The 25,554-nt window shown below is 41.6% G+C and carries 28 protein-coding genes; 9 read left to right on the top strand and 19 right to left on the bottom strand.

The window, feature by feature from the left end; genetic code table 11:
* Positions 1 to 98: 98 nt before the first annotated feature.
* From V7K97_RS10815 to V7K97_RS10790, 6 genes are all read right to left on the bottom strand, one after another.
* Entirely contained in the window at positions 99 to 839 is a 741-nt protein-coding gene (locus tag V7K97_RS10815; RefSeq protein ID WP_334800918.1) for a hypothetical protein, read from the bottom strand.
* 412 nt (positions 840 to 1,251) lie between these two features.
* Positions 1,252 to 2,256, bottom strand: a complete 1,005-nt coding sequence (locus tag V7K97_RS10810) for an aromatic ring-hydroxylating dioxygenase subunit alpha (RefSeq protein WP_334800917.1) — start codon at positions 2,254 to 2,256, stop codon at positions 1,252 to 1,254.
* Entirely contained in the window at positions 2,240 to 2,662 is a 423-nt protein-coding gene (locus V7K97_RS10805; protein ID WP_334800916.1) for an Mpo1-like protein, read from the bottom strand. Before V7K97_RS10805 ends, V7K97_RS10810 begins: the two co-directional genes overlap by 17 nt.
* A gap of 35 nt (positions 2,663 to 2,697) precedes the next feature.
* Positions 2,698 to 2,862, bottom strand: coding sequence for a hypothetical protein (locus V7K97_RS10800; RefSeq protein ID WP_334800915.1), 165 nt, complete (start codon positions 2,860 to 2,862; stop codon positions 2,698 to 2,700).
* Positions 2,863 to 2,944: 82 nt separating this feature from the next.
* Positions 2,945 to 3,322 (bottom strand): helix-turn-helix domain-containing protein, encoded by a 378-nt coding sequence (locus tag V7K97_RS10795; protein ID WP_292783496.1) that lies wholly within the window; start codon positions 3,320 to 3,322, stop codon positions 2,945 to 2,947.
* A gap of 203 nt (positions 3,323 to 3,525) precedes the next feature.
* Positions 3,526 to 4,302, bottom strand: a complete 777-nt coding sequence (locus tag V7K97_RS10790; protein ID WP_334800914.1) for a uracil-DNA glycosylase — start codon at positions 4,300 to 4,302, stop codon at positions 3,526 to 3,528.
* 224 nt (positions 4,303 to 4,526) lie between these two features.
* On the opposite strand from V7K97_RS10790, the gene V7K97_RS10785 reads away from it, so the two are divergent.
* Positions 4,527 to 4,868 carry a type II toxin-antitoxin system RelE/ParE family toxin gene (locus tag V7K97_RS10785; RefSeq protein ID WP_334800913.1) on the top strand — a complete coding sequence of 114 codons (342 nt, stop codon included), beginning with the start codon at positions 4,527 to 4,529 and terminating at the stop codon, positions 4,866 to 4,868.
* A 4-nt stretch (positions 4,869 to 4,872) separates the two neighbouring features.
* Positions 4,873 to 5,187, top strand: coding sequence for a helix-turn-helix domain-containing protein (locus V7K97_RS10780; RefSeq protein ID WP_334800912.1), 315 nt, complete (start codon positions 4,873 to 4,875; stop codon positions 5,185 to 5,187).
* Positions 5,188 to 5,367: 180 nt separating this feature from the next.
* Here the strand turns inward: V7K97_RS10780 and V7K97_RS10775 are convergent, their stop codons facing one another.
* The 6 genes from V7K97_RS10775 to V7K97_RS10750 all read right to left on the bottom strand — a co-directional run bounded on the left by V7K97_RS10775 (position 5,368) and on the right by V7K97_RS10750 (position 10,408).
* Positions 5,368 to 7,074, bottom strand: coding sequence for an N-acyl-D-amino-acid deacylase family protein (locus V7K97_RS10775; protein ID WP_334800911.1), 1,707 nt, complete (start codon positions 7,072 to 7,074; stop codon positions 5,368 to 5,370).
* Between the two features lie 119 nt (positions 7,075 to 7,193).
* Positions 7,194 to 7,574, bottom strand: a complete 381-nt coding sequence (locus V7K97_RS10770; protein ID WP_334800910.1) for a PIN domain-containing protein — start codon at positions 7,572 to 7,574, stop codon at positions 7,194 to 7,196.
* 9 nt (positions 7,575 to 7,583) lie between these two features.
* Complete coding sequence (locus tag V7K97_RS10765; protein ID WP_334800909.1) at positions 7,584 to 7,844, bottom strand: hypothetical protein; 261 nt, start codon at positions 7,842 to 7,844, stop codon at positions 7,584 to 7,586.
* A gap of 461 nt (positions 7,845 to 8,305) precedes the next feature.
* Positions 8,306 to 9,592 carry a glycosyltransferase gene (locus V7K97_RS10760; RefSeq protein ID WP_334800908.1) on the bottom strand — a complete coding sequence of 429 codons (1,287 nt, stop codon included), beginning with the start codon at positions 9,590 to 9,592 and terminating at the stop codon, positions 8,306 to 8,308.
* Between the two features lie 8 nt (positions 9,593 to 9,600).
* Positions 9,601 to 9,765, bottom strand: coding sequence for a hypothetical protein (locus V7K97_RS10755; protein WP_334800907.1), 165 nt, complete (start codon positions 9,763 to 9,765; stop codon positions 9,601 to 9,603).
* Positions 9,766 to 9,832: 67 nt separating this feature from the next.
* Entirely contained in the window at positions 9,833 to 10,408 is a 576-nt protein-coding gene (locus tag V7K97_RS10750; RefSeq protein WP_334800906.1) for a TIGR04376 family protein, read from the bottom strand.
* A 176-nt stretch (positions 10,409 to 10,584) separates the two neighbouring features.
* On the opposite strand from V7K97_RS10750, the gene V7K97_RS10745 reads away from it, so the two are divergent.
* Positions 10,585 to 12,129 carry a DUF3131 domain-containing protein gene (locus tag V7K97_RS10745; protein WP_334800905.1) on the top strand — a complete coding sequence of 515 codons (1,545 nt, stop codon included), beginning with the start codon at positions 10,585 to 10,587 and terminating at the stop codon, positions 12,127 to 12,129.
* A 37-nt stretch (positions 12,130 to 12,166) separates the two neighbouring features.
* On the opposite strand, the gene V7K97_RS10740 is transcribed toward V7K97_RS10745, so the two are convergent.
* A complete protein-coding gene (locus V7K97_RS10740; protein ID WP_334800904.1) occupies positions 12,167 to 12,643 on the bottom strand; it encodes a hypothetical protein in 477 nt (158 codons plus the stop codon).
* Positions 12,644 to 13,189: 546 nt separating this feature from the next.
* Between V7K97_RS10740 and V7K97_RS10735 the strand changes: the two genes are divergently transcribed.
* Both V7K97_RS10735 and V7K97_RS10730 read left to right on the top strand, forming a co-directional pair.
* A complete protein-coding gene (locus V7K97_RS10735) occupies positions 13,190 to 13,336 on the top strand; it encodes a hypothetical protein (protein WP_334800903.1) in 147 nt (48 codons plus the stop codon).
* Between the two features lie 60 nt (positions 13,337 to 13,396).
* Positions 13,397 to 14,431 (top strand): hypothetical protein, encoded by a 1,035-nt coding sequence (locus tag V7K97_RS10730; RefSeq protein ID WP_334800902.1) that lies wholly within the window; start codon positions 13,397 to 13,399, stop codon positions 14,429 to 14,431.
* 841 nt (positions 14,432 to 15,272) lie between these two features.
* On the opposite strand, the gene V7K97_RS10725 is transcribed toward V7K97_RS10730, so the two are convergent.
* From V7K97_RS10725 to V7K97_RS10705, 5 genes are all read right to left on the bottom strand, one after another.
* Positions 15,273 to 16,292, bottom strand: a complete 1,020-nt coding sequence (locus tag V7K97_RS10725) for a tRNA-dihydrouridine synthase family protein (RefSeq protein WP_334800901.1) — start codon at positions 16,290 to 16,292, stop codon at positions 15,273 to 15,275.
* Between the two features lie 145 nt (positions 16,293 to 16,437).
* Positions 16,438 to 17,151 (bottom strand): HAD family hydrolase, encoded by a 714-nt coding sequence (locus V7K97_RS10720; protein WP_334800900.1) that lies wholly within the window; start codon positions 17,149 to 17,151, stop codon positions 16,438 to 16,440.
* A 6-nt stretch (positions 17,152 to 17,157) separates the two neighbouring features.
* Positions 17,158 to 19,446, bottom strand: a complete 2,289-nt coding sequence (locus V7K97_RS10715) for an FAD/NAD(P)-binding protein (protein ID WP_334800899.1) — start codon at positions 19,444 to 19,446, stop codon at positions 17,158 to 17,160.
* A gap of 266 nt (positions 19,447 to 19,712) precedes the next feature.
* Complete coding sequence (locus V7K97_RS10710) at positions 19,713 to 20,255, bottom strand: hypothetical protein (protein ID WP_334800898.1); 543 nt, start codon at positions 20,253 to 20,255, stop codon at positions 19,713 to 19,715.
* Positions 20,255 to 21,430: a helix-turn-helix domain-containing protein gene (locus V7K97_RS10705; protein ID WP_334800897.1), complete on the bottom strand. Its 1,176-nt coding sequence runs from the start codon at positions 21,428 to 21,430 to the stop codon at positions 20,255 to 20,257. The genes V7K97_RS10710 and V7K97_RS10705 overlap by 1 nt, the downstream gene beginning before the upstream one ends.
* A gap of 295 nt (positions 21,431 to 21,725) precedes the next feature.
* Here V7K97_RS10705 and V7K97_RS10700 point away from each other — a divergent pair, with 295 nt between their 5' ends.
* A complete protein-coding gene (locus V7K97_RS10700; RefSeq protein ID WP_334800896.1) occupies positions 21,726 to 22,382 on the top strand; it encodes a class I SAM-dependent methyltransferase family protein in 657 nt (218 codons plus the stop codon).
* A gap of 29 nt (positions 22,383 to 22,411) precedes the next feature.
* Complete coding sequence (locus tag V7K97_RS10695; protein ID WP_334800895.1) at positions 22,412 to 22,561, top strand: hypothetical protein; 150 nt, start codon at positions 22,412 to 22,414, stop codon at positions 22,559 to 22,561.
* A 66-nt stretch (positions 22,562 to 22,627) separates the two neighbouring features.
* Here the strand turns inward: V7K97_RS10695 and V7K97_RS32015 are convergent, their stop codons facing one another.
* On the bottom strand, positions 22,628 to 22,759 hold the full coding sequence (locus V7K97_RS32015; protein ID WP_442936899.1) for a hypothetical protein: 132 nt from the start codon (positions 22,757 to 22,759) through the stop codon (positions 22,628 to 22,630).
* Between the two features lie 240 nt (positions 22,760 to 22,999).
* On the opposite strand from V7K97_RS32015, the gene V7K97_RS10685 reads away from it, so the two are divergent.
* Together V7K97_RS10685 and V7K97_RS10680 are read left to right on the top strand one after the other, a co-directional pair.
* On the top strand, positions 23,000 to 24,034 hold the full coding sequence (locus tag V7K97_RS10685) for an ABC transporter substrate-binding protein (protein WP_334800894.1): 1,035 nt from the start codon (positions 23,000 to 23,002) through the stop codon (positions 24,032 to 24,034).
* A gap of 24 nt (positions 24,035 to 24,058) precedes the next feature.
* On the top strand, positions 24,059 to 25,249 hold the full coding sequence (locus V7K97_RS10680) for an acyl-CoA dehydrogenase family protein (protein WP_334800893.1): 1,191 nt from the start codon (positions 24,059 to 24,061) through the stop codon (positions 25,247 to 25,249).
* Positions 25,250 to 25,554: the final 305 nt, after the last annotated feature.

The following is a 25,554-nucleotide window of genomic DNA, read 5'->3' as shown; positions in this document are numbered from 1 at the left end:
ACCGATGCTCATGAAAATTGATATATAGGGAAAGTGATTGGTAGCTTTATTCAATACCTTATCCGGCGCAATTTTTTTTGAATTGATATGAGGAAAAATTAAATAAGAACAGGATCTTGTACAGATTGTAACAATGAATTTGATTGCCACATCCGTTGTCCAGCACGGGTGAGATTGTCATAGTTAATTTCAGTTAAACAAACCAATTCATCACCTAAACGATAGGCGGGATTTTTTTCCTCGAAAAACTGGATATGTGGATTAGTCTGTCGTCCTGATGGAATTTCAATCAACCCTTCCCGTAAAATTTGGGGATGCGGAAACCGGACAATACCAGTTGCTTCTTGGTATAAACTACCATAGTATTCCCGTGCCAAATTCCCCATTAGATTCTTAACATCGGCAGGTGTTGTGACATCATGACGAGGATAGAAATCTTGCCAAAAGGTAGGCAAAAAACGATAAGTGCGAAAACCAGAGCAAATTAGCAGCCAGTAAAGTTTATTTTCTGCATAGTGTTGACGCAGAAAATTGATAGCGGCAATCCAGCAACGTGGTAGTGTTGTACTAGACCAAGCACTAGGATCAACGATAGTGTCGCCGGAATATACTACACTAATTTTTTCTCCCAAAAAAGTTTTTTGGCATAACATCAGAGTTGAAAATCCTTTGAGTGCGTTGGATGTTTCATCTCTCAACAACAAAACCCAGTTTTTACGCTCTAGATCAATTTGAAATCCATCCCAGGTTATACCTTTAAAGTGATTTTGTAGTAGCGCATACATGGCGGTGCGATCGCTTGGTTGCAACTTTTGAACAGGAATCAGCAAACTCTTCATTATTCGGAAATTACCTAAACTCGATTTGTCAGATGTTTTTTATAACACTTTATCGACCAATTTGGTAAAATTACGGTGTAATGTGACAGATTCCAGAATGGTTATTTACGCTACAATTCCGTATTCACATCTTGCACCTTCTCAGGTGGGCATTACCTACTCTACAAAATAATTCAGGTATAGGTTAGAGGATGTTTGAAATAGTCTTAAAGTATACTAAAAACCCCTCTCCAAACCTCTCCCCGCAACGGAGAGAGGCTTTGAAACCCCCTTTACCTTGTAGGGAAGAGGGGTTGGGTTTCCGAGGCTTAGATGTTAGCAATAATACTTTTAAAACAACCTCTTAAATTGAGAAACAAAACTCAACATTGTCAAAGCTTTTGTTGGGTTACGCGATCGCTAACCCAACCTACTATTTTATACCGCTATTTTTTGACCATCGAGACGGTTTTAGCTGGTTTACATAGTCCATATATTGAGCTAATGGCTGATCAATACTAAGAAGTAATTTCGGATTAAAGCGAATATTGTCGTAAATCTTGCCATCTTCATCTCTGAGCATATAGTAAGCCAAGCGAGTACAAAATAGCAAAAACTGACTCAGCAGATATCCCACAATACCTTGACGTTTTTCAGTTACATAAATTGGTTGAATTCTCGTTCTTCCAGGTGTAATTGGAGTATAAGCATATATCATATATAGTGGCGGAAAAAGCCGCACATCTTTCATCATTGTTAACAAGCCAATGCAACCATGAGCATAACGCATTGAATACTGATATGTGGAACCCAGAAATCTTTGAGCTAACTTTTCTCTCCAAGTAGTTTGAGGAAATTGTCCCCGCATTGTAAAGTCTATTTCTGTACCTAATTTGCTTTGATGTAGCGACAGATCCATTTTGATGTCTAAATGATGAATTGTTTTTAAATGTTGAGCATCAATCCCATTCATCATACAAATATGATGATGGCAACTTCTGGCAAATGCGTTATCAGCTTTTGTAATAATTTCTTTATCCTTCAATTCATCAAAATCAACCACTTTTTCTGGTGCTTTAGCATCTGGATAAATCCAGATAAATCCATATTTTTCCTCTGTTGCATAAGCTTGTAATTTAGCTTGAGTAGGAATTTCTGATTGACAGGGAATATTTTGACAAATCCCTGTTTCATCAAATGCCCAATGATGAAATGTACAACGAATCCAATTACCATCAACCTTCCCAATTCCTAAATCTGTCCCCAAATGAGGGCAGTAAGCATCTAAAGCCCGCACTTGCCCATCTTCACCTCTAAAAATGGCAATTTTCTGACCGCACACGTCTACAGATTTTGCTGTTTTTTTAGGTATTTCATGACTAGGACAGGCAATATACCAACCCTTAGCAATTACATTCCAATTATTGAATATTTGCATAATTTTTTGATATATAATTATTTAATATTTCTTGTCGTTGGCGAATATCATCTTGATATTTACCCATCAAAATCCTAAATAACATTTTACCCAAACAGTAAGAAGCCCGCCAAGAAAAAACAGCGTCTTGCAAATCAATATGGCTACGCTCAAAGAAAAAATGTCCGGTTAATCCCAAGAATTGAGTTAATGGTAAGCCCAAGAGTAACCAAAAGTTTTGCGATTTACAAGTATAAAAGAGTAAGCCGTAAAAAAATAATATCCCCCAAATGTGTAAAGTAATATTGATTGGATGCTGATGTTTAAGGATAAAAATATCCCAATAGTCTGTAAAAGGATGATCTAGAATTTGATTATTAATCCGATTTCTCAAACTTTGTTGAGGATTAGAATTGATATTACTCATAATAGAGTTTGTGACAAAGCCATAGAATTTATCCCTTAATAGTCATTATCAGCCACACAAATACCTTTACATTTAATACCGTTCGTAGCAGTACGCTGGCAATGAGAACATAAAACTTTTTCGTTTTCTGTTTCTTGATTTATCTCTATACTAGTGCTTCCCTGTAGCTTGTCTTTTTCGGTCTGAAGTTTTTCACTCATAAGAATGGAGGAATTTTTCGCTGTTTAAATTTTACAAGTTATTACTCATTGTTCATATTTTGTCGCTTTTTTCTGGCCATTATTAAGCAGAGGTTTGCACCGAATCATACGGCTGGATCAGAATCTCAGCCGGAATACCTAGCTCTTGATTTAACTTCCGAATCATCTCCAACGTCAAGGAGCGTTTACGAGATAGTATCTCAGATACCCTAGCTCGACTGCCAAGACATGATTCCAAATCACGACGAGACCAGCCACGGGTATCCATGTAGTATTGAATTGCTTCGATAGGATCTGGTTTTTCAATGGGAAAATGTGCCTTTTCGTAAGCTTCTACTAAGGTACTCAGCACATCTAATCGATCGCATTCAGGTGTATTAGGGACGGCATCAAACAGCAACTCAATTTCTCGAAGAGCTTCCTGATAGTCAGCTTGGGTTCTAATTGGACGTAATTCCATACATCAACCTCTATTTAGATAGAGTCACTTCAAGAGATACTAACTTTTATCCCGAATTAAGCCTAACATTCCTAATCAGCGATCGCTCCACCCATCGTAGGTATCACTCTCATAAAAATAGTGCGTCATATTTCGTTAATGTAGCGTACAGGAAAAGCGATGCCTACGGCGGGTTGCACCAACGCACTGGCAACTAGCCTTGTCTACAACCCTGATAAGTGGGCAAAAACTTTTTCCTGCCAGTAATTAATCCGGTTTTCTCGTGTTGCTGGTTTGCCCATTAGTTTACACCAAGCACCATTTGCTGCACCACTAGGATGAGGAAACTCAAGGTGTTTTACTTCTAAACTTATACTTCTAATGGCGCTACTTGCTTTTTTTACCCAGGTAATGACTGCAACTGGTTCAAAAATTTCTAACTCTGTCTTCAGAACTTGAATAAAGCGAGTACGATCTTGCTTCTTTAGAGGAATACCGTCATCGCAACTAGCCTTACTGACCCATACTTTGAAAATATCTGTGAGGTAGACTCGGTATCCTGCATCTAGTAAGATTTTGATCAAATCAAAGTATAGCCTTGTATTACGCAACTTCTCACGACAATCCTTCAAATGCAAAGCGTAGGGTGTTGCAATCCCAATTTTCTCTACTCTTATATCACTTTTTCTTAAAGGATCTTGTCCGAGGATAGCAACAGTTTTCTTGTTGGAAATATTATTGTTCTTTTCCAGGAGACTGGGAATATCTACTCCAATAACTAAAGCGTCTTCGTAGCATTTATGAAAACTTTCATTGTGAGATTGAAAAATATTTCTGGGAAGCCTACGATCGTCGGGATAGCCCTCTAATTCAAATTCTTGCAGCATCTCCTCGTAGAGATTTTGTAGTTTATCTTGTGAAATATCCAGAACTTTAGATAACTCCTTATGCAAGGCTTCAAATTCGTTGGCTTTAAATTGGGAAAATAAGTAATCTGACATAAATTTAGAAGCTATGACCAATATAACATCAATGTAGTTTGCCCATAATCTCATCTCTAAGGGACTTCCAAGAAATAAATTATCCAAATAAACGAACCACAGAGACACGGAGAACACAGAGAAAGGAGAAATAGAGAGGGTTTTTGGGTCAGTTTTGGGACATTTTTTTATTTGGAAGTCCCTAAGTTAATGGATCGATATATCAGATATGATATAAATAGAGCATGGGAGATCAAAGTAAACCTTTAGTTTGGTTACATGGCGAAGTTAAAACCCCACCTTTCAGTCAAGAAGCACGCATAGAAGCGGGTGTTCTGCTCAGACAATTACAGGAAGGTGAATCCCTTGGGTTGCCACATTCACGCCCTATGCCAAGTATAGTAATTCACTGTCATGAATTACGTATTCGAGATACAGATAAAAACTGGAGAATCATTTATCGAATTGATGACGATGCAATCTTGATTGTTGAAGTCTTTAATAAAACAACGAGAACAACATCCAAAAAGATAATTGAGGTTTGCGAAAAGCGCCTGAGCAAATATGATACCGATCAACAGGAGTAATGTGATGGATCAAGCTAAGAGAGAACGTTTAGAATCTAAAGGCTGGAAAATTGGCACAGTTTCAGATTTTTTGGAGTTAACACCCGAAGAAACTATATTTGTTGAAATTAAGCTAGCTCTCAGCCAAAACTTGAAAGAGCGTCGGCAAAAACTGATGACTCAAAGTGAACTCGCTGCTAAGATTAGTTCCAGCCAACCTCGGATTGCTAAAGCTGAAAATGGCGATGCTTCAGTATCAATTGAATTGTTGATCCGGGCAATGTTAGCGACAGGTGCAACCCCTCAAGATATTGGACAAGTCATTGCTGGTGTGGGGTAAAAGCAATTCAATGCTCCCCTCTCAGGGACTTCCAAATCAAAAAATGTCCCAAAACTGACCCAAAAACCCTCTCTATTTCTCCTTTCTCTGTGTTCTCTGTGTCTCTGTGGTTCGTTTATTTGGATAATTTATTTCTTGGAAGTCTCTCAAACTTTTCTTTGCACTTCTGCGTGAGATACTTCAACAAGGAAACAAAACCGTTCCCAACTTTTCACGCCCCAAGCGATCGCTCACTTTCCCCCCACAAACAACCCGAACCCCATTAATATAAACCCCTTGCACAATCTCATCCGAACCACGCTTAACCATTCGAGGTTCACCATCTAAAACGGGATCTGATATCTGCACCTGGGGGCTAATTGGTTGATTTAAAGCATTGGGATCGAGTAAAACTATATCCGCTTTGGCACCAACTTTGAGAACTCCCGTATCCAGACGGAACCAACCAGCCGGTTCCCCCGTAACGCGGCAAATTGCAGCTTCCGGTGAAAGAAACTTGGTTGTAACTGCTTGTTTGAGCAAAGACAAAGCTCCATCATAGTAGCCCAGATTACGGACGTGAGCGCCAGCATCGGTAAAACCAGGCAAAATATGAGGATGCTGCATCATCGCTAAACGGGGTTTTAGGCGATGGTTCGCTCCTGTGGCCACCCAGCGTAAATCTGTATCGTATTTTTGTAATGCATGGATAAATAAATCTACTGGTTCTTGTTGGTTTTGACGAGCAATTTCGGCAAAACTTAACCCTTGCCAACTTACTTCGGGACAGTGAATAACTTCCATTAAATCTAACTGACGATGGAATGATTGACGCCATTTACTCAGCCATTCTTGGCGAAACTGACGACGAAAAATTTCTGATGCCCATAGTTGTTGCCTTTCCTCTCGTGACTGACAGCCATTGAGTTGTGCGCCTGTGGAAAATTCTTCAAATAAGGGAGTCACAGATCCATCAGAGTAAATAGTGAAAGGTTCCGTTAGGGTTTGAAAGCGCACATTACCATTTAGAAGCCGATTCCAAATAAAAAGTAGGGGGGAAAATATTCGCCATAGGTTGCGATCGTGTACGGCATCTAAGGCTGAGAGGACTGTCAGCCGGAGGGGTTTTTGTCCAATCCCTGAACCCATACGCAGAATATCCACAAAGGAAGCAAGTCTTTGTAAATTGGGGGTGACTTGAAAAACACGATCGCACCGCCGACACAAATCCGCTAACATTGCATATTCATTAAATTTCGCGTGTTGAGAGGGAATTGTGCAACCTTGCCATTTTCCACTCATCCGATGCCAAGGAAACATATCAATAGAAATGCCAATAAAGCCAGCGTCTAAAGCATCTATGGCTATGCGCTGCATAAGTTTTAGTTCAAATTTTGTCGGCTGAACCGTTAAGCTGCGTTCTAATCCCATCACATGAGCGCGTAAGGCACTGTGTCCAAACATTGGGGCAACATTGGGGCCAAGGGGTAACTGTTGCAAATGCTGTAAATATTCTGCTGGTGTCTGCCAGGAAACCGACTTTTCTAGCCATTTTGCAATCAATCGATGAGAAAGTGTCTCTACCCTCTGAAAAATATCAGCCAGGATTTGGGGTTCTGCGATCGCAACAGACAAGCTACAGTTACCAATAACCACGCTGGTAACACCATGACGCACTGATTCGCTTAATCCTGGTGCAATTTCTAACTCTAAATCGTAATGAGTATGAATATCTATAAATCCAGGTGTCACCCATAACCCAGAAGCATCAATCACCTCACGCGCTGGGGTAGTTAAGGAGGGTGCAAGGTTGATAATGCGGCCATTTTGAATGCCGATATCTCCGCGAACAGGTGGAGAGCCTAAGCCATCGAAAATTAACCCGTTTTGAATCAGCAAATCTAACATGATTTTTTCCCTTGGCTTACTTGCAAGTTTTAGGGTATGGCTTTGAGATTCTCTAGCACTTTATCAATAAAAAGTTTGTTTATCTTAGCCTGATATCTTCTAATTCTTTAATTCCAACTTCAGCGTGTGTAAGGTTGTGCTGTAATAAGGTCAGGTATAACCCTGTAATGTTTGATGTTGAAGGTACACAGCGTAGCTCCTCTGCCAACAGCGCAAGCGGCAATCAAAGCATCAAGTAAGCCTAAATTATCTGATAGGTGATAGCTGGTGAAATTTGATAGAGCAAGCCCACAATCAGTTTCATTAGGCCAAATCACGGGTAGGGGAGCAACGAGTTTGAGAGTATTGCGGACTCGTTGAGTATTTTGAGCATTTTGGATGAGTTCCATAACAACAAAGCCAGGAATGCTCGGTACTTCTGGAAGGCTGGCAAACCAAGCAATTGCAGGAGTGTGGCCGCGCTGAATATCAATCAGAATGTCTGTATCCAATAAGTACATTAAATTTACCTATGAGCGTTCCCGTGTTTCAGCCTGATGGCGCAACTCACGAGCATAGGCTTGACTATCAGTGATATCGGGGCGTGAATTGATTACACCTTCGTTTTGCCAGTAGGTAACAAGCTCTGCTCCAGTTTTGGGTAAATTATCTACAGATTTTCTTGTAAATAAAATACGTAAAATATACTCGGATAACGGTAAATTGAGTTGAGAAGCTTCGGTGTGAAGTTCATTTTCTAGTTCTGATGGGAGATTCAGGTTAATACTCATCTCACTCTTTTGTCTAGTTTTGATTCTAAATTGATTGTAGCTTGAGCGGAAAAAGGATTTGCTGGGGTTGTTTCAGAATTGCGATCGCTTATTACTAGATATTCTCGATCTACTGATAACCTTTCACTCCCCCAATAATGGCATAGCTTACCTCCTACGAATAAACTTTAGAGACAGTGTAAAAGCTCAAATAATCATCTTGTGCAGTGATTTATTAGCCTTCTGAAGGGAGCTTACCCCATTGGGATAGTTCCTTTATAGAAGTTATTCTAAGTGCATTACAAAATTTTATTTGATACTTTGGCTGAACGAAGTTATATGGAGCAGAATATATCTCTACTATTTCTACATCTTCAGAGTCTAATGAATCCTGCAAATCTCCTTCAATTAGCTTTTTAAAAGTGCCATTGTCTAGGGATAATACGAGTACACCAATATTGTAATGTTATTTTTTGCCAGAATCACTGTAAGGCATTTCCACCAAGATGTTCAGTTTTCACCCAGTGCGATCGCTCCCTTTGCACACACATTTTCAAAGTGGTTACAATCATCACAGGAATCCAATGCACCATGTATAATGAGCCTTGAATTGTTGCCCAAAGCAAAGACCATCCTCGTAAACTTTGAAATTGGTAAAGTCCAGCAATAAAGGCAATTGTTAAAATGATGGTGAGTAATGTCTGAATTGGTAATAAAACTGGATGATGGCTATAAAATATTGTCCAAAGTAAATCGGGAATTAGTCCAATTGGTAGAAGAAATTGCAATAGAAAAAACAATAGTAAATCAATTTCTTTTGCCCAATCTAAAGTCAGAATTTCAGGAAAATAATCTAGGTAACGCTGATAGCCACCTTCAGCCCAACGACAGCGTTGATTCCAAAGTTTCTCCCAACTAGTTACACCTTCTTCCTGAATTGATGTAACTGTCACAAACTCAATTTCTGCACCTGCTAAATAGAGTTTGAAACAAAGATCCAAATCATCGGTGACAGTGTTCTCATTCCAACCTTGACACTTTTCTAACAATTCTCGACGAACTAACATCCCATTACCGCGTAGTTCAGACATTCCACCAATAGCAATGCGATGGGTTTGCAAAAAGCTATCACAATTCATTTCCATCTGCTGACAACGGGTTAAGAAATTGGTATTAGCATTAGAAATCACTTTTCGCACTTGCACTGCACCGATCGCTTGTTTCTGAAACAGAGGTACTGTTTGCCGCAGAAAATTGGCAGCTAACTGAGCATCCGCATCACAGATTAAGATAATCTCCCCTTGGGTAAAGGGAAACACCGCATTCAACGCCCCGGATTTACCACCTTTTGATTCCCGTCGATGAACTTGTAAAGCGGGAAATTGAGTTTGTAATTCCCTCAATATCTGGGGGGTTTCATCGGTACTACCATCATCAACAACCCAGATATCTAGGGAATCCCTTGGATAATTCAATTGGCATAGGCTGTAAACTAGATCAGCCAAGACTAGACTTTCATTTTTAGCGGGAACTAAAATCGACACTGGCGGTAAATAAATCTCACTCTCCATCACCGCCGCCCCTGGTTTTGCTAACAGCATCCGTAATGTTTGCACAGTCAGGATTGCCGTTAATGCCAGCATCAACCATTGTGTTGCTGGTAGCCAGTGCAGCAAACTCACGCCACCCCAAACTAATAAAACTACTAGTGTTGCTTTGAGACGGTGATGAAAGCTAATTTTACTGGGCTGATAAGTGCTTCTTCCCACTTTATTTGCTATATTTTTTCGGTTTGTTCCTTAGTCCTGCGACGTAATAGTAGCATCGCCACCCCTCCCAGAACGAAACCGCCTACCCCGGCTGCAACTGCTAGAATCCACCCCAATTGTTGAGCAGCATTCAACACTGGTTTATTCAGCAGATTAGAGGAGAAATGCAGCACTTGTCTGTCAGGTTATGCTCACCGTTAAAACTCTTTTTTGAGTGCGGGTAGACGCTTATTCATCCGATTACTTTTGCATATTTCGCTTCATTTGTTCTAACTCATCCTGAGTTTCCCAACTCCGAAACTTCTCTTCTAAGTCATCAAAACCACCAGAATAATTGCTAGTTTGATTCGACCAGCCACTGGTTTCAAAACGTTGCTGGGTTTGGGCTTTAGCACGGGCTGTCTGTGCTTCGGCTGCTTTGGCTTGCACCTCCTGTCGTCGCTGCTGAATTTTTTGTAGTAGTTCCTGAGATTGGTTAATGCGTTCTTTCAGCCCTTGCATCTGTCCCCAGCGCTGATTTCCTTCGCGCAATAGGGCTGCTTCTCGCTCACCTGCTGCACTCGCCAAATCCTCTCTACCAGCGTTTTTAGCTTTTTGAACCCGGATATGCCAACGCTGAATTTCTTGAGCGGTGGAGAGAATTTCTTCTTGCGATCGCTTCTCTTGTAATTGTAAATCTGCGATCAGCTTTAATGTATCTTCTTCTTGCTCACGCAGCTGTTCTAGCAGCGCCTCTAACTCCAAATGTGGATTGTTACGCAAGAATTCTTCTAAACGGTTTTCTAGAAACCGACTCAAATCATCAAATAAGCCCACTGCAAGAACTCCAGAGATCGGGTGCGTGACTATTTTATTGTAGTGGGCGGAATGTAAATTTTAATAGTTTCCGTCAGGTGAACTTCTGGGTGTTAGTTAGATTTCAAAATTGGGAAGAATGTATTTGGTGAAACTACGCAAGCAACGCTAACCTACAAGATAAGGTTTTAATCAGTATGAGTTCAGATTTTCAACCGCCACCAAAGAGTTTGTCCATACTAGCTTCTGTAGGAGGAGTAGTCACTGCTATAACCGCGATCGCAATTTTAAATGCTTCGTCTAAGCAACTTTCCCAGACTTCTATAGAAAAACCGGAAATATCATCGTCTCAAACTGCTTCAGGGCAGTTGGTACAACCAAATAAACCCCAACCCCCTGTCTCTGCTGTTCCAGAAGCAGAAATAGTTGCCAGCCTTGATGCCAAATCTGTAGTTTTGCCAGGTAAACCCATTCCTAAGAACCAACTAACAGTAGCCATAATTCCCTATATTGCTCCGGGAGTTGGAAAACTCACCCCAGAGGAAATGACAACTGCTCGTCAAGCTTGGTCATACTTCCAGCGCAACTGGAATGATGAAACTGGCTTGGTCAATTCCGTTGATGGCTTTGCCTCTGTAAGTATGTGGGATCAGACAGCAGCGATCGCCGCTTTGGTCAGCGCTAAAGAACTCAATATCGTGCCTGTGGCTGAATTTGAAGCCAAAATGACCAAAATGTTGGATACACTGGCATCTATGCCCTTATACAAAGGGGAATTACCCAACAAGGTTTACAATGCCAAAACCCTTGTACCCGTTAATTATGGTCAACTAGAAAAACGGGAAGAAATTGGTTGGTCAGCTATTGATTTGGGAAGAATGGCAATCTGGCTGAAAATTGTCGGGGCAAAATATCCACAAATGCGATCGCAAACAGCAGCCGTTTGGAAACATTGGCAAGTCAAGCGTCTAACCAAAAATGGCCAAATGTACGGTACTGGCGTCATCGAAGGTAAAGAACAATACAACCAAGAAGGTCGCTTGGGCTATGAAAATTATGCTGCTTATGGTTTGAAACTATGGGGCTTGGATGTTAAGCAAGCTTTAGATTATCAGTCCCATGCTGCCTTTGTGGATCTTTACGGAGAGGGAATTCCTTACGATCGCCGCGACTATAAAAACTCTGGAGCCAATAACTATGTTTTGAGCGAGCCTTATATTTTAGATGGTATCGAAACTGGGTTTCAAGCTTTGCCAAAAGCTTATGCCGATCGGATTTTAGCTGCTCAAGCAGCGCGTTATCAAGCCACAAAACAATTAACCGCCGTCACCGAAGACAACTTAGATCGCCCGCCATACTTCGTTTACAGTAGTCTGTTTGTCAATGGAGAACCTTGGGCAACCATTGCAGATACCAGAGAACAGCACAACGATTTACGATTCCTCAGTGCCAAAGCTGCCATCGGCTGGCATGTACTTTATAACACTGCTTATACCCGCCAGTTATTTGATTTTGTTCAAAGCAACCTCAAATCAAAAGATGGCTGGTACAACGGCTTTTATGAGTCCTTGCATCAGCCTAATAAAACTCTCACCGCCAACAACAATGGTGTAATTTTGGAGAGCTTGATGTACAAGCAAGTTGGACAACCGCTCACCGTTTGGGCAGGAATTAAAAGTCAGAAGTCAACCCAGAGGGCTATCAGAACACCGCAAGTTACACCTCAGATTCTCAAGCATTGAAAAAACTGGCGTTCCATAGGTGCTACTGATCGTTTTCCTAAAAGTTCTGAGGTGGCAGTGGTTTTCCTTGGCTTCTAGGAACATTAACTACGTTTAAAGCTTTGGCAATTGCAATAACGTCATTATCCAATCGTTGAGCTTTAGCATTGCCAGGACAGCTAATGTCTTGCGACTCCTCACCAGCTAATCTAATGGTAGTAGTTGTACCAAAAGAAACAGATTTGCCGCAACTTTGTTTTGGCAAGTTAGATAAAGGTTCAGCAACTTTCAGGTCACGGAAAAACTTTTTCGTTAATTTTTCGGACAATTTACCTTGATTAGACCCTTTACCATCAACATAACTAACTTCTCCAGATGGTGATACGTAAATGCGGTATCCAATGGTATTTGTAGATCCACTATTGAGGATAATTGCAACATTATTGGGCACAAGCGCCATTACTAATTGAGATGAACAAAGTAAAAATGATACACCTGTCAGCCCCAGTAATCTCTTAGAAAAAATCCGATTCATATAATAAATCTCCTCATTTATGAGTCTTGATTGTCAAAATTTTATGACCAATATTCATCTGGATAAGTTTCTTTCATTTCCTGATTTTAAACAGGCTGTTCAGTAAAAATATCGGGTCATACTTTTGTTACAACTTTGTCATAAGTGCGTCATGTTAATATGAAATGATTATAAATTGTGTTTTACTGCTGATGTGAGTTAGGTTATCGCCTTGCCTGGTTAACAGGCTTGCTCCCTCAGCATTCCATCATCTACAAGTATGCACCTGCACTCGTGGCGCGGATGAATTTTCTGCTTTGGCTACTGCTACGAAAAGCCAAGGTTTGGAATGTCCCCCCACAAGGTATCTACCGTAGCTTCTCTTAGTGGGCGCAAAATTTTCAACAGGATTACGGAATTGAGATGACATCCTTTGAAGTCATAATTGTCAGTTAGAACAGAAACTCACAGAGTTTACGGAACTTCTTGCTTTAGCCACTCCAAGCAAGAAATCTTAAAACAGTCAAATGATTAAAGCTACAAATGGATAAATGGAGATAAATCAACATGAGCGAGAATGATAACCCACAACCAGAACCACAACCCACAGAAGATAGACCACAACCTCCTAAAACAATCGGAAAACCAGTTAAGACTGAATTCATTAACTCAGAACAACAGCCCAAAATACCAGAATTATCAGATATTAATTGACCAGGAGTAATCCGTAATTAGTCCATCACTCTCTTTGAACAATAGTTAACCATAACTGTATTGGGCGATCGCAATTATGTAATTTCTCCGGGGATGATGGGCAGATTGCATAAAACTTTCAACACCAAAATATCTAGAGATTATCGAGAAAAAATGGCTATTGACTACATTCTATTCATTCACGGCGTTAATACTAGAGAGCAGCGTGAAGAACCTCATTACGCTGATTCATTATTCAATCTTCTGGAAAAAAACGCTGAAAATAATCAACAAGTACTTAAGAAAGTAGCTCTTTATTGGGGTAATGTTAATGAGGAGAATGAAAATAAGCTTCGTAATCAATTTGAAGCTTCACCCCTTTGGAAGCAGATTTGGTTTCAAGAATTTCGTTTACAGCAAATTCTACAGTTTGCTGGAGATGCTGCACTCTATATTAGCCGTTATGTCGGCGCGAAAGTTGTTGAACAACTCAAAAAACAGGCACTTGTTAATGGTTTGGCGAAACCTCAGCCAGATGACCGCCTGCACCTAGTGACGCACAGTTGGGGAACCGTGATTCTGTTTGACATTTTGTTTGCTGCTCGCTGGGATGATCCAAAAGTCCCTGGTCACGATGATGTGATGATGATTCGTGATGCTATCTTTGGTATATCTGGCAAAGATCCCAATCCCGATCAAGGCATCAAAATTGCCAGTATTCACACTATGGGTTCACCAGTAGCAATTTTTAGCCTGACTAATATAGTACCGGGTAAAGATGGCACTGATTCGCCTAGCACTCATGACATTACACCCAATTTGCAGAAACTGCTAGAGTCTTTGCAACAAGAGCGTCAAGGAGTGAAGCTACCTTGGAAGAATTACATTCATCCTGGCGATCCCCTTGCTTATCCACTGAAGGAACTGATGACAGACTTAGTGGATGGGGACACAAAATATCTAGACATTCAAGATATCCTCACACAGGAATCAAGCTTATTCGACTTCATAATTGCACAGTCACTTTTACCCTTACTGCATGGTGGTGACGCTCACGGCAGTTACTGGCACAATGACAAAGTAGCAGAAGAAATCAGCCTTACTTTCAAGACATAAGTACCTACATTGAAGGGACTTCCAAAGAAAAAAATATCCCAAAACTGACGCAAAAACCTCTGTATTTCTCCTCTCTCTGTGTTCTCTGCGCGGCAGTCGCTCATGGGGGAAACCACGCCAGATGCTCCACTTGGTGAGGCAGCCCGGTCTTGTTGCCCCAACAAAGAGGGATTGCCGAACCCGGAGGGGGAGACCCCAGACGCTCTCTACGAGACGCTAAAAGCGTAGCTTGCTTCCCTGTAAGGGTACGCGGACTCGCTTGCCGCCGGCGCTATCGCTTTTAGCCTCTCCCAATGTGAGAAGACCGCGCTGCCTTGTCTCTGTGGTAGCCTGCGGCAAGCCGCTATCGCGTCTACGTTTATTTGCATAATTTATTTCTTGGAAATCCCTAACAGGACTTAAAAGTAATTAGGACTAGCCCTTTCAAGGTGGGTAAAAATTTTGGTCAAAGAATCCCTCTTTACTCTGCGCTCTCTGTGCCTCTGCGGTTGAAAAGTAATTTATTTAACCTTATTAGACGCAGAGAACACAGAGTTAAGAGATTAAAGAGGAGTTTTTTGAGCAAAATATTTACTCACCTTGAAAGGGCTAGTCGTAGTAATGTCTCTAGAAATTGTTCTATAGCGGTTCTCGCTTGAGTGAGGTACAAGAACCCCACCCCCAACCCCCTCCCCGCTCTTCGAGAGGGGGCTAAGATGTGTATAATGTGATTAGGAAACGCTATAGAGGTATTACTTTATCTGGCAAATTTATACTCATCAGCTACTGTGCGTAAATATAGCTCAATGTATAGTCTGTATCTCCGATGTACTGATAAACCTGAAATAAATAGTTGCTATAGTTAAACGCCTAAGTAAGGTGCTAGGGCTAAAGTTTTCGTCAGATCAGCAAGGAGAACGCGATCGCAAAGGTTAAACAGTTCTACCTCAGTCTGCGTCTGTCGCATCAGCCGCAGGAAATGACCATCAGTGTCAACACTCAGGGCAATGTAGTTGAGGAACATTTTGAGGTAGCCTACGCGCGATCGCTCTGGCATAGTTGCCGCAGTTGGAGTTTGCCATAAACGATCAATATAGTTGCGTACCTCTACTAAAGGAACGGGCGTGATCGTCTCGAAGCGCAAAGCCTGCCGAATTTGATTAAAAAGCCAAGGATTCCCGATCGCCCAGCGTCCCACCATCACACCCGCCGCGCCGGTTTGAGAAAGCACTTCAAGGGCAGCTGCCGCAGAGTATATATTGCCATTGGCAAGCACTGGACAATGGACTTGTTTAACCGCTTCAGCGATCAAATCATATTTCACTGCTCCGTGGTACATATCTTTCACCGTGCGACCATGCAAACTCAGCAAATCAATGCTGTGGCGATTGATTATATCTAGAATTTTGTAAAAGTTATCTGTATTTTCAAAGCCTACGCGCATCTTGACGGTCAATGGGCGATCGTTCACTGCCTGCCTTAGTTCTCCTAAAATCCGATCCACTTTTTCTGGTGAGAGTAGCAATGCACCGCCAACATTTTTGCGATAGATTCTAGGTGCTGGACAGCCCATGTTCAAGTCAACTCCAGCGATATTATAGTTGCAGAGTTCCTGTGCTGTTCTTACTAAGTCTGGAATGCTTTCGCCAATCATTTGAGCAAAAACGGGGCGACCTGTGTCGTTTTCGGTGATTGCTGCCAGAATGTGACGATTGAGGCGTGAGGTATCATTCACGCGGAAATACTCGGTGAAGAAGTAGTCAGGACTGCCGTAGTGGGCAATGACCTTCATAAACCAGAGGTTTGTCACATCCTGCATAGGCGCAAGAGCTGTGAGGGGTAGGTATGGATGGAGCGATTGGGGGAGCGATACCTGGGACATAGAGATTCCAGCGATCGACAAAGGATCACTCTATCAAAAAATGGTTATTTAAATGCTGCGATCGCCTGATTCAGAACACCTGGCTGAGAGAAATTTTGATCCATCAATACCAGCTTATTAAGTTTTGCAACTAGACCAGAGACTTTCAACTGTTATATCCACCGCCTTTTTGTTCTGCTGTAAATAACGCTGCCAAAAAACTCTCGTAATCATCGTAGTTGGGAAAAACATAAGTCGCCCCTTCCTTATATAAGGCTTGGGCTTCATCGCCAGATGCAATACCAATAAATGAATATCCTGAATTATTAGCAGAAATAATGTCCCAAATCCCATCGCCAACGTAAACAACGTCAGCAAAAAACCGACGATAATACGCTTCGGATCTAGAACGTGCAATCGCCATAATTCCCTCGCGTGAATCGTCGTCATCCGAGAAAGCATGGGGAATATTTTCAGTTGTAAGATTAGCAGACTTCAGCTTGAATATCGCTGATGCTGACCAGCCTCCTCCTGCATAGGCTACTTCATAGTCAGGAGATGCAAGTAGCTTTTTCAAGATATCTGATGCACCTGGTACTGCTTTCACTCCATCGCGTGCTTTTGCACCATCAATTAATAATTCCAAAAAACGTTTTTGGAATGACTCAACTTCCCTAGATGAAGGAACGTGACCAAGTTGACTTTGATAAACTTCCTTTAATATACAAGCGTCTGTTACATGAGTATATGATGTCCAATCACTTAAGATTCCTGAAAACCCGAATACTTCATGCAATGCCTGTAAATATGATTCATGGTCTAGGCTATTTGACTCAGTAAGAGTGCCATCAATGTCAAACATCACCAATTTCATTTTCATCCGGCTCTAGATATACATAGCAAAGTAATCATTGTAAATTTCTGTATTAGTCATGACTGTGAGTTCTATTTGTTTCTGTTCTTGATCTGTTGCCGAACTCGTAGCCCGGTCTAAGCTATCTTGAGGAATAAAATCACCACAGTATTCATTGGCAGGTACTGTTGCATTCATCTTCTGGGGATAAGTCAATTTGAGATTATTCATGATTGTAATAAATTGACTCCGACTGCGATCGCTAAATCTGGGATTAAGCCGCTTTTCTTCGCCAATGGTGGAAACAGTGCGCCCTTTATAGTCATGGGCAGGATATACCCAGGTATCATCTGGCAAGGTGAATAAGCGTTGTGTCACCACATCGTATAAAGTTCCAGGATCGCCTCCCTGAAAATCTGTGCGTCCACAACCACGAATAAACAAAGCATCACCAGTTAACAGATGGGTTTTGTTGACCAAATATGCTATGTGACTGGCGCTGTGACCTGGTGTGAAAATTGTTTCGATCATTACCGATCCCACCTCTAGGATTTCGCCGCCGACAAGGGAGCGATCGGCTTTTGTCACAGCAGTATTCTGGGGAACGATCACCTGAGCGCCTGTTTGTTGCCTGAGTTTACCTGCCCCTGTGATGTGATCGGCATGAAGGTGAGTTTCTAGACAGTAGCGTAGCTTTAATCCCAGTTCATCTAATGATTGCAAATCGCGGTCAACTTGCTCTAATACAGGATCGACTAGAACCGCATCTCCTGTCTGCCGATCGGCAATTAAATAAGTATAACTACTAGTTGCAGGGTCAAAAAATTGCCGAAATAGGAAAGTTGACTGGGGTATCTCTGCACTGCCATCGCTGAACACCGGCATAGTCGAAATAGTCCGCACACGCACTGGTAGTGACTGCAACAACGCCTTTGATAATTCCTGCGCCTGTCCCCGTAATTCTGGTACAGCGATAGTTTCCCACAAGTCGCCCTTGCGGGGAGTTCCCATAGTATAAAACAGCGTCGAAACATTACCGTCTGCTGTATATAAAGCACCGTGGGTATCTGTATCTAATCCTAAACCGATGGCATTGGGGCGAATTAAACCCTGCGATCGCAAATTAGTAATTAGAGGATGAGGCGATCGGCGATAATCTGCTGCTACCCCTGTACAATTCACCACCCGGCGGACGTGTAAGATATGATTAGTTTGGGTTTTGCGCTGGCATACAGTCACTGCCACACCGGCCGGCAAAGCTTGATATTCCCGAATCCGTCCGGCGGTAATGGTGAGTTGAGCAGAATCCAGCATTTCAGTGACAACATCCGCCACTCTTGGGGCAATGCGGTGACGATGCACATCCCAATAGGGTGTCAAATGACGCAAAAAACGTTGCTGTTCCTCCGTCGATAGTTTTTGCCAGATTTTCTGAATCATGGGACGCAGAGAATCAATTACTGCTCGCCAGTCGTAGCCTTGGGCAACAGCAATTTCCACCTCGGCACGTAGCCGACGTAACCAGCCGCGTACACTTTTCGGTGAATTTTCTAGGGTTAAGAAGGAGGGATAAGGTTGAGCTGGTTGATGTTTTAGGGGAAATAATCCTCGTCGGGACACAGCATAAATTTTACCCCGATGTTGGCGATCGCTCAGAGATAAAACCATATCCACCATCGTCAGTCCTGTCCCAATTAGCAACACAGGTGCATCAGCATCAAGGTCTGCTAGGGCATCGGCTGACCAAGCATTCCGCAGATAACTTTCATCATCACTGTTGGCCTTTTGTATGGTGGGGGGTGCAGAGGGTGAGTTTCCTAATGCCAACACAACTCTGTCTGCGGCAAAACAGCGGCCACTAAGCAGAGAAATCATTGCGCCTTTGACTTCAGGCTGTACCCCTACCACTTCATCCGTGAAGCGTTCTAGTCGTACATCACTAGGTGCTGTGGCTTCTGCTTCTGCTAAAACCGATTGAATGTATAAACCATAGACCTTACGAGGTATGAAGGTACTGGCATTGACTTCTTCGGGCAAAAATGCTGTTAACTCATCGCGGTTGTGCTGAAGCCAACGTAATAAATGCCCTGGATCGTGGGCAAATGCACTCATGTTGCCTGCCGATACATTCAGCAAATGACAATTAGTATCTGTGCTATAGGCAATTCCCTTGCCAATTTGATGACTACGCTCAATCAGCTTAATGGTGAGGGGTTGGCTGGCAGTTTTCAATAGATGGGTAGCGACTAGAGAACCACTAAAACCTCCGCCAACAATTGCGATCGTGGTTGGAGTCTGGGCAGTTAAAAAACTAGTGTTCATAGCGGTCTTAGTTAGAATCAATAGTTACGCCGATTTCATAAAGTCTATCTAACGGGACTAAACGTATTTACAACCCATCTAAAAGAATTAAGACTTTATTACGTCTAAATTCTTATAGTACCTGTTTTCTAGGTATTAAATACATTTAATTGATAAATTAACCGTAGTTTGGGATTACATAGTAATCATCCCTTATTGCTAAACTAAATAACCAAAACGTTGTACAAATTCCTCATGATAGGATTATTGAATACATTAATTACTAATCAACTGTAGCCACCCAACATCCATCTTCTTTTCGCTGCCTCATTAGCTAAATCAATCTTGATAACAAACTTATGGTCTGCTAGCATTTTTTGTATTGGTCTAAGTTCATGATCTCCTAAGTGATTTTCCAAGTAAGCTTCTATTAAAACCTCAACCAACTGAGTCACACTATCTGGAGGCATTTGAATGTATCGTTGAATGTACTTAATTGCCCTCCCATCATCAGTCATGACTTTACCACCAATACGTTTGGCAACTACAAAACAAGATAACTCTGCATCGCTTGCACGTTTTGACTGAGGAACAGTTGACATTTCTACTAAATCCTCTATTTCCAAGGGAAATCTTGAAATTTCACCAGAATTGACTAAATCACTGAAATAAGTCAAGCTATCAGGATATTTGTGTTTTGCATTCTCAAATTCCAGTTGAACATACACCGTTGTAATTACAGAATAACCAAGTGCTTTTAGGAGATAAAAGCGATTGATATACATGAAATTCAAAATTGAACACTTATCAATAGTTACCACTCCTTTCACTAGCTATCTACCTCCAGAAACGTTAAGAGTTCATGTAGAAGTTGATAACCATCTTCTAAAGGAAGTAACAGCATATCTAGAAGTTTTTGATAAGTAATTTCTCCACGTCTGTATGCCTCTGTACCAAGATCAATAAAGTGCCAAGATAAACCTCGGCGTATAATTTGAGTCGATTTGTCTCGTATCCCTAAAGATAAACTTGGTGGAGTTTCAGGATCAAATTTCTCATCATGCTTAATAACTAAACGTTGATCTTGAAATAACTGCTGTTGTAAAGCTTTATCAATCCATTTAAGTTCAAATAAACGGATTATGACAACTTGTGAGCTAACTCGAAAGCGTTCGGCAATTTGTCGGATCAGACTAATCCAGGCTTCATAGGTGTTGGCAGGTGAGTAGTCTAATTCCAGTCTTTGCTTTGGAACCAAAAAATTACCTGCAAAACTATTAGCTCTCCATTCAAGCTCAGATTTATCATTTGAGGACTTTAAGTATGTAACCTCTTGACCTTGAGATGAATCAAATAAAGCATGACAGTACTCATGAGCAGCAGAAAAATTTTGCCGATACAAGTCATCAAGGTAGTTGACAAGAATACAATGTCCAGCAACCGGATGATTGATGTATAAAGCAGATATATTTTTATCCTCTAATTGACGTTTAAAAATATGAATACCTTGATTTCTGATCAACTCAAATATATTTTCTATTGGTTGTTTTCCCACAGCTAAACGTTCTCTCTCAAAAAAGGCAGCTTCTTCGCCTTGTCTTTTGAAGTGTCTGTGACCAAATGAAAATTGTTCATAATTGGGAATCGGTATAGACTGACGCTGAAATATTTCTCGCTCCAGGAAATCTTCGTATTCACAGAGCCGAACAAATTCCTGAATAGCGACGCGATCGCTTTGGGAAAGGGCAGCATTTCGTCGAAACATCTCTTGAACTTGTGACTCTGCTGATGGATAGTCACCCGTAACGAAGTATCTAAAATCACGACGGTATAGAACGGCTAATAATACTAACTGATCACCTGTAATTCTGTTCCTACCCTCTTCAATATTTAGATACTCCTGGAAGCTTATTTGAAGGCGTGATGCAGGATCTTGCGGAGTAATTAAAAGACTTTCCCGCGCATTCTTGAGCTTTCTTCCCAAAACCGCATAATCAAACGCCATTACTGTACAGGCTAAAAACGCTTAAAAATTTTCTCTACCCAAAATCATCTTACTGTATTTGACAAATAAAGAACCTCTTAGCAACGGGTATTGAATTTTTTATACAAGTATTTACGCATTGATACTATATATAATTTTTACGTATAACCAAGCAATTAAGGGCGGTTTTATTCAATAAGACTTGATTTGATATAAATTTCTGTGATATCCTGCCTTCATCCATAAACAACAGTTACTTGATAAAATAACCGTAGTTTGTGATTACATAGTGTGCATCAAACGGGAATCACTCCTTATGCCAAAAGATTGGTATGAATGGCACGACCTCTACAACACTGAGCCAAAATTGCAGCAGCGTCTAGAAATCGTGCAGGAATATATTGCTTACAGCTTGAATGCGTCGCCATCTGGAACTATCCGAATAGTCAGTGTTTGCGCGGGTGATGGGCGAGATTTACTAGGAACTTTAAAAAATCACCCTCGAATAAATGACGTATATGCAAGACTTGTTGAACTCAGCCCCCAGTTAGTTGAGCGTGGACGAGCAACTATAGAATCTTTGGGTTTAGCCAAGCAAATTGAGTTTATCAATGGTGATGCAACTCTTGCCACTAACTATGTAGGGGCAGTACCAGCAGATATCGTGATTGTATGTGGTGTCTTTGGCAATCTGGCTGAGGAAACTGAACTCAATCGCTTACTAGATAACCTGAGTTTTCTGAGTAAACCAGGTGCTTTTGTTATCTGGACTCGCGGACACTCTAAAGGTATTTCCTACTCTGACAATGTACGGAAAATTTTGTCTGCATCTGGATTTGAGGAAGTCAACTTCAAACTCACGGGTACAGGAGATATGGGAGTAGGTATTCATCGATACTTTGGTGAAAACTTGGCTGCACCCAAAGAACAACAGTTATTTGTGTTTTCCGGCATTCCTAGTAAAGCGAGGTAAAAAATGTCTATTCAAAACACAGTGTCAACTTGGAAAGAAGTTTTAGAGATATTATCAAAAACTCTGGAGTCCAAGCAATAGCCGCAGATGATGATTTTACCACAGTTAAGGACGCTGTTGATTTTCACCTGCGACAACTAGCTGATTATCTCATTCATAGCAATAGCGAAACTTTATAGCGGTTTCCATTCAGATGCGGTACAACATTACATCACAAGGTGTAGGGGCACGGCACTGCCGTGCCCCTACGGGTGTACTTCACGTAAACGAGAACCGCTATATCGGGTGGAAGGACTGGTGGTAAAAATAGTAGTGTTGATCCTATCTTCGCTGCTGTGGGTGCGATCGCTTTCGTATATTTGAGAAATCGCATGCATCTGCGCCCCCCGTGACATGAGTGCTGGTGCAGCAACGGCGTTTAAAGCAGCGATAGATAAGTTATTGACATCAATTTATTGAAGGCAGAAGGCACGAGGTTAGTAACTTTTGCTCATAACCAAGTAGTAGTTGGTTTAGCTTTCAGCCACTCTAGGGCCCAATTGTGGGCGAAGAAACAGGCTTACTAGATTAGTTGGTGGTTATTTGTCTTCCTTGTCTTTTTATACCCAAAAATTAAAATGTCTACCAATTGGCTGCGGCAAAATTTTTTCTTCCCTCTGGGTTGCTTGTTAGCTCTAGCAACAACAGCTTGCTCAGAGGTTAACTCTACCAGTCCGGCAACGATCGCAGCTAATCCTAGTCCATCCCAAATCGCAGTGTCGAATACAACTCAATTGCGTGTTGGTAAGTATAAAGGTGGCTGGGACTTAAATTTAAAGTTAGCTGGACTAGATAATTCCTCTTACAAAACTCAATTTACTGAGTTCACTGGGGGTAATTTGATGGTACAGGCAATCAATGCTGGTGCAATTGACCTGGCCTCTGCTAGTGAAATTCCGCCGATTTTTGCGATTGAATCGAAAGCATCTGTAAAAATTATTGCCACTCTCAAAGGGCCTACGGTTGGTCAAGTTGTACTCGTACCCAAGAACTCGACTGCCAAAACCATCGCTGACCTCAAAGGTAAGAAAGTGGGTTACATTAAAGCTACAACTGCTCACTACTTCCTGATTAAGATGTTGGAAAAAGTCGGGCTGACGATGAAGGATATCAATGCAATTCCTTTATCCATACCCGATGGACTTTCGGCTTTTCGTAAAGGTGAACTTGATGCTTGGGCTACCTATGGTTATTCCATCCCCCAAGCCCAAAAAGAAGGAGCGCGAGTACTGGAATCTGCAAAAGATATTTTGAGCGGTAACTTCGTGATTATTGCTTCACCCGATGCGATCGCCGATCCACAAAAGAAAGTAGCGATCGCTGATTTTCTCTGTCGTTTGCAGAAATCCCAAACTTGGCGGGAATCTCATCTCAAGCAATGGTCGAAGAATTATGCAACTACCATTAATGTTGATGAAGACATCGTTTATCAAGATGCCAAGGAAGGACAACAACAGCATCCTCAAAAATTATTCCCTGTTTCTGACGCAGCTATTGCTTCTGAGCAAAAGGTTGCTGATACCTTTTTTCAAGCAGGTGTAATTCCCACAAAAGTTGACGTGAAACAACTTTGGGACAGCAGTTTTAATAAAGATATCGCCAAATGCCAATAATTGCAGCAAGGAGTAAAAAGCTAAATGTCAAAATCACCTATTTTAGAAGCATCCGTTACCTCAACAGCAAAATTATTGCCCAATCTCTTGGATCTGGCCGATTCTCTTGCTGCTGATTTTGCCACCCGCGCCGCCATCCACGATCGCAATAGTTCCTTTCCCTTTGAAAACTTTGATGCTCTTCACAAAGCAAAATTATTGAGTTTAACTGTACCAGTAGAGTTTGGTGGACAGGCTGTAGGATATACCACAGCCTGTCAGGTGATTGAAAAGATCGCCAGTGGTGATCCTTCCACTGCCTTAGTGCTGACGATGCACTACTTACAACACGCTAGCGCCGCCCGACACCGACGTTGGCATCCCACTGTCTATGAAAAGCTGTGTCGGGAGTCTGTGCAAGGTATCGCTTTGCTAAATGCTGCCCGTGTGGAGCCGGAATTAGGTACACCAGCCAGAGGGGGATTACCTGGAACCATCGCCAAAGGTACATCTGATGGTTGGTTAATAACTGGCCACAAACAATACACTACTGGCAGTCCGATTTTGCGTTACTTCGTAGTTTGGGCGCGGACAGATGATGATGAACCGCAAGTAGGGAGTTTTTTGGTTCCTCGTGACATTCCAGGGGTAAAGATTGTGGAAACTTGGGATCACCTAGGGATGCGGGCAACGGGCAGTCACGACTTGATTTTAGAAGATGCCTATATTCCCACAGAATACGCCTTAGATGTCCGTCCCGTCAAGCTTTGGTCAAAAACCGATCCCTTAATGCTGGCAGCTGGCAGTTTATTTTTAAGTGCGTTGTATCAAGGGGTAGCAACAGCAGCACGAGACTGGTTAGTTGATTATTTAAATGAGCGATCGCCGACGAATTTAGGTGCAAGTCTAGCAACTTTACCCCACTTTCAAACATCTGTTGGTGAAATTGAAGCATTACTATACGCTAACCATCGATTAATTTACAGTTTGGCAGCAGATATTGACAAAGGTGAACACGAGCCGAATCTTAATTTGCAAGCACAAACAGTGAAATATTTGGCTACAAGTAATGCCATTCGAGCCGTAAAAATTGGTTTAAAACTCATCGGAAATCCAGGTTTATCTAAAAAAAATCCCCTTGAAAGACATTATCGAGATGTTCTTTGTAGTCGTATTCATACACCCCAAGATGACGTGATTTGTTTGTCTTTGGGTAAGTCGGCATTAAAAATATAAAATACAAAAAATTTTGCAGATGTTATATCATGTCCGTATAAATAGTTATGATTCCCACAGTCATTGCACCCAACCCCCAACCCCTAAGAGCTTGCGGGGAGGGGAGACAAAGTGTAGCTTTGGCGGGGTGGGGTTCTTCGGGTTTAATAAGTAATCAAGCGGACATGATATTACTCAATGAATATTTATACCATTTCTTTGTGAGTCTGTGCCAAACCCTTTTAACTTCTTTCTTTCTTTCTTTCTTTCTTTCTTTCTTTCTTTCTTTCTTTCTTTCTTTCTTTCTTTCTTTCTTTCTTTCTTTC

It is taken from the genome of Nostoc sp. (genome assembly GCF_036917815.1).
In the GTDB taxonomy this organism is placed as follows: Bacteria; Cyanobacteriota; Cyanobacteriia; order Cyanobacteriales; family Nostocaceae; genus Nostoc.
Note: the sequence above shows the minus strand (reverse complement) of the source record. Positions and strands in the feature narration are given on the sequence as shown.

Excerpts from the sequence above, each read along its gene's own strand:
- V7K97_RS10800 (WP_334800915.1), bottom strand. The coding sequence starts at position 2,862 with ATGAGTGAAAAACTTCAGACCGAAAAAGACAAGCTACAGGGAAGCACT.
- V7K97_RS10775 (WP_334800911.1), bottom strand. The coding sequence starts at position 7,074 with ATGTTAGATTTGCTGATTCAAAACGGGTTAATTTTCGATGGCTTAGGC.
- V7K97_RS10810 (WP_334800917.1), bottom strand. The coding sequence starts at position 2,256 with ATGCAAATATTCAATAATTGGAATGTAATTGCTAAGGGTTGGTATATT.
- V7K97_RS10680 (WP_334800893.1), top strand. The coding sequence starts at position 24,059 with ATGTCAAAATCACCTATTTTAGAAGCATCCGTTACCTCAACAGCAAAA.
- V7K97_RS10765 (WP_334800909.1), bottom strand. The coding sequence starts at position 7,844 with ATGAGTATTAACCTGAATCTCCCATCAGAACTAGAAAATGAACTTCAC.
- V7K97_RS10770 (WP_334800910.1), bottom strand. The coding sequence starts at position 7,574 with ATGTACTTATTGGATACAGACATTCTGATTGATATTCAGCGCGGCCAC.
- V7K97_RS10785 (WP_334800913.1), top strand. The coding sequence starts at position 4,527 with ATGGGAGATCAAAGTAAACCTTTAGTTTGGTTACATGGCGAAGTTAAA.
- V7K97_RS10705 (WP_334800897.1), bottom strand. The coding sequence starts at position 21,430 with ATGGCGTTTGATTATGCGGTTTTGGGAAGAAAGCTCAAGAATGCGCGG.
- V7K97_RS32015 (WP_442936899.1), bottom strand. The coding sequence starts at position 22,759 with ATGCATGCGATTTCTCAAATATACGAAAGCGATCGCACCCACAGCAGC.
- V7K97_RS10745 (WP_334800905.1), top strand. The coding sequence starts at position 10,585 with ATGAGTTCAGATTTTCAACCGCCACCAAAGAGTTTGTCCATACTAGCT.
- V7K97_RS10740 (WP_334800904.1), bottom strand. The coding sequence starts at position 12,643 with ATGAATCGGATTTTTTCTAAGAGATTACTGGGGCTGACAGGTGTATCA.
- V7K97_RS10735 (WP_334800903.1), top strand. The coding sequence starts at position 13,190 with ATGAGCGAGAATGATAACCCACAACCAGAACCACAACCCACAGAAGAT.
- V7K97_RS10725 (WP_334800901.1), bottom strand. The coding sequence starts at position 16,292 with ATGTCCCAGGTATCGCTCCCCCAATCGCTCCATCCATACCTACCCCTC.
- V7K97_RS10805 (WP_334800916.1), bottom strand. The coding sequence starts at position 2,662 with ATGAGTAATATCAATTCTAATCCTCAACAAAGTTTGAGAAATCGGATT.
- V7K97_RS10815 (WP_334800918.1), bottom strand. The coding sequence starts at position 839 with ATGAAGAGTTTGCTGATTCCTGTTCAAAAGTTGCAACCAAGCGATCGC.
- V7K97_RS10715 (WP_334800899.1), bottom strand. The coding sequence starts at position 19,446 with ATGAACACTAGTTTTTTAACTGCCCAGACTCCAACCACGATCGCAATT.
- V7K97_RS10795 (WP_292783496.1), bottom strand. The coding sequence starts at position 3,322 with ATGGAATTACGTCCAATTAGAACCCAAGCTGACTATCAGGAAGCTCTT.
- V7K97_RS10780 (WP_334800912.1), top strand. The coding sequence starts at position 4,873 with ATGGATCAAGCTAAGAGAGAACGTTTAGAATCTAAAGGCTGGAAAATT.
- V7K97_RS10700 (WP_334800896.1), top strand. The coding sequence starts at position 21,726 with ATGCCAAAAGATTGGTATGAATGGCACGACCTCTACAACACTGAGCCA.
- V7K97_RS10790 (WP_334800914.1), bottom strand. The coding sequence starts at position 4,302 with ATGTCAGATTACTTATTTTCCCAATTTAAAGCCAACGAATTTGAAGCC.
- V7K97_RS10685 (WP_334800894.1), top strand. The coding sequence starts at position 23,000 with ATGTCTACCAATTGGCTGCGGCAAAATTTTTTCTTCCCTCTGGGTTGC.
- V7K97_RS10720 (WP_334800900.1), bottom strand. The coding sequence starts at position 17,151 with ATGAAAATGAAATTGGTGATGTTTGACATTGATGGCACTCTTACTGAG.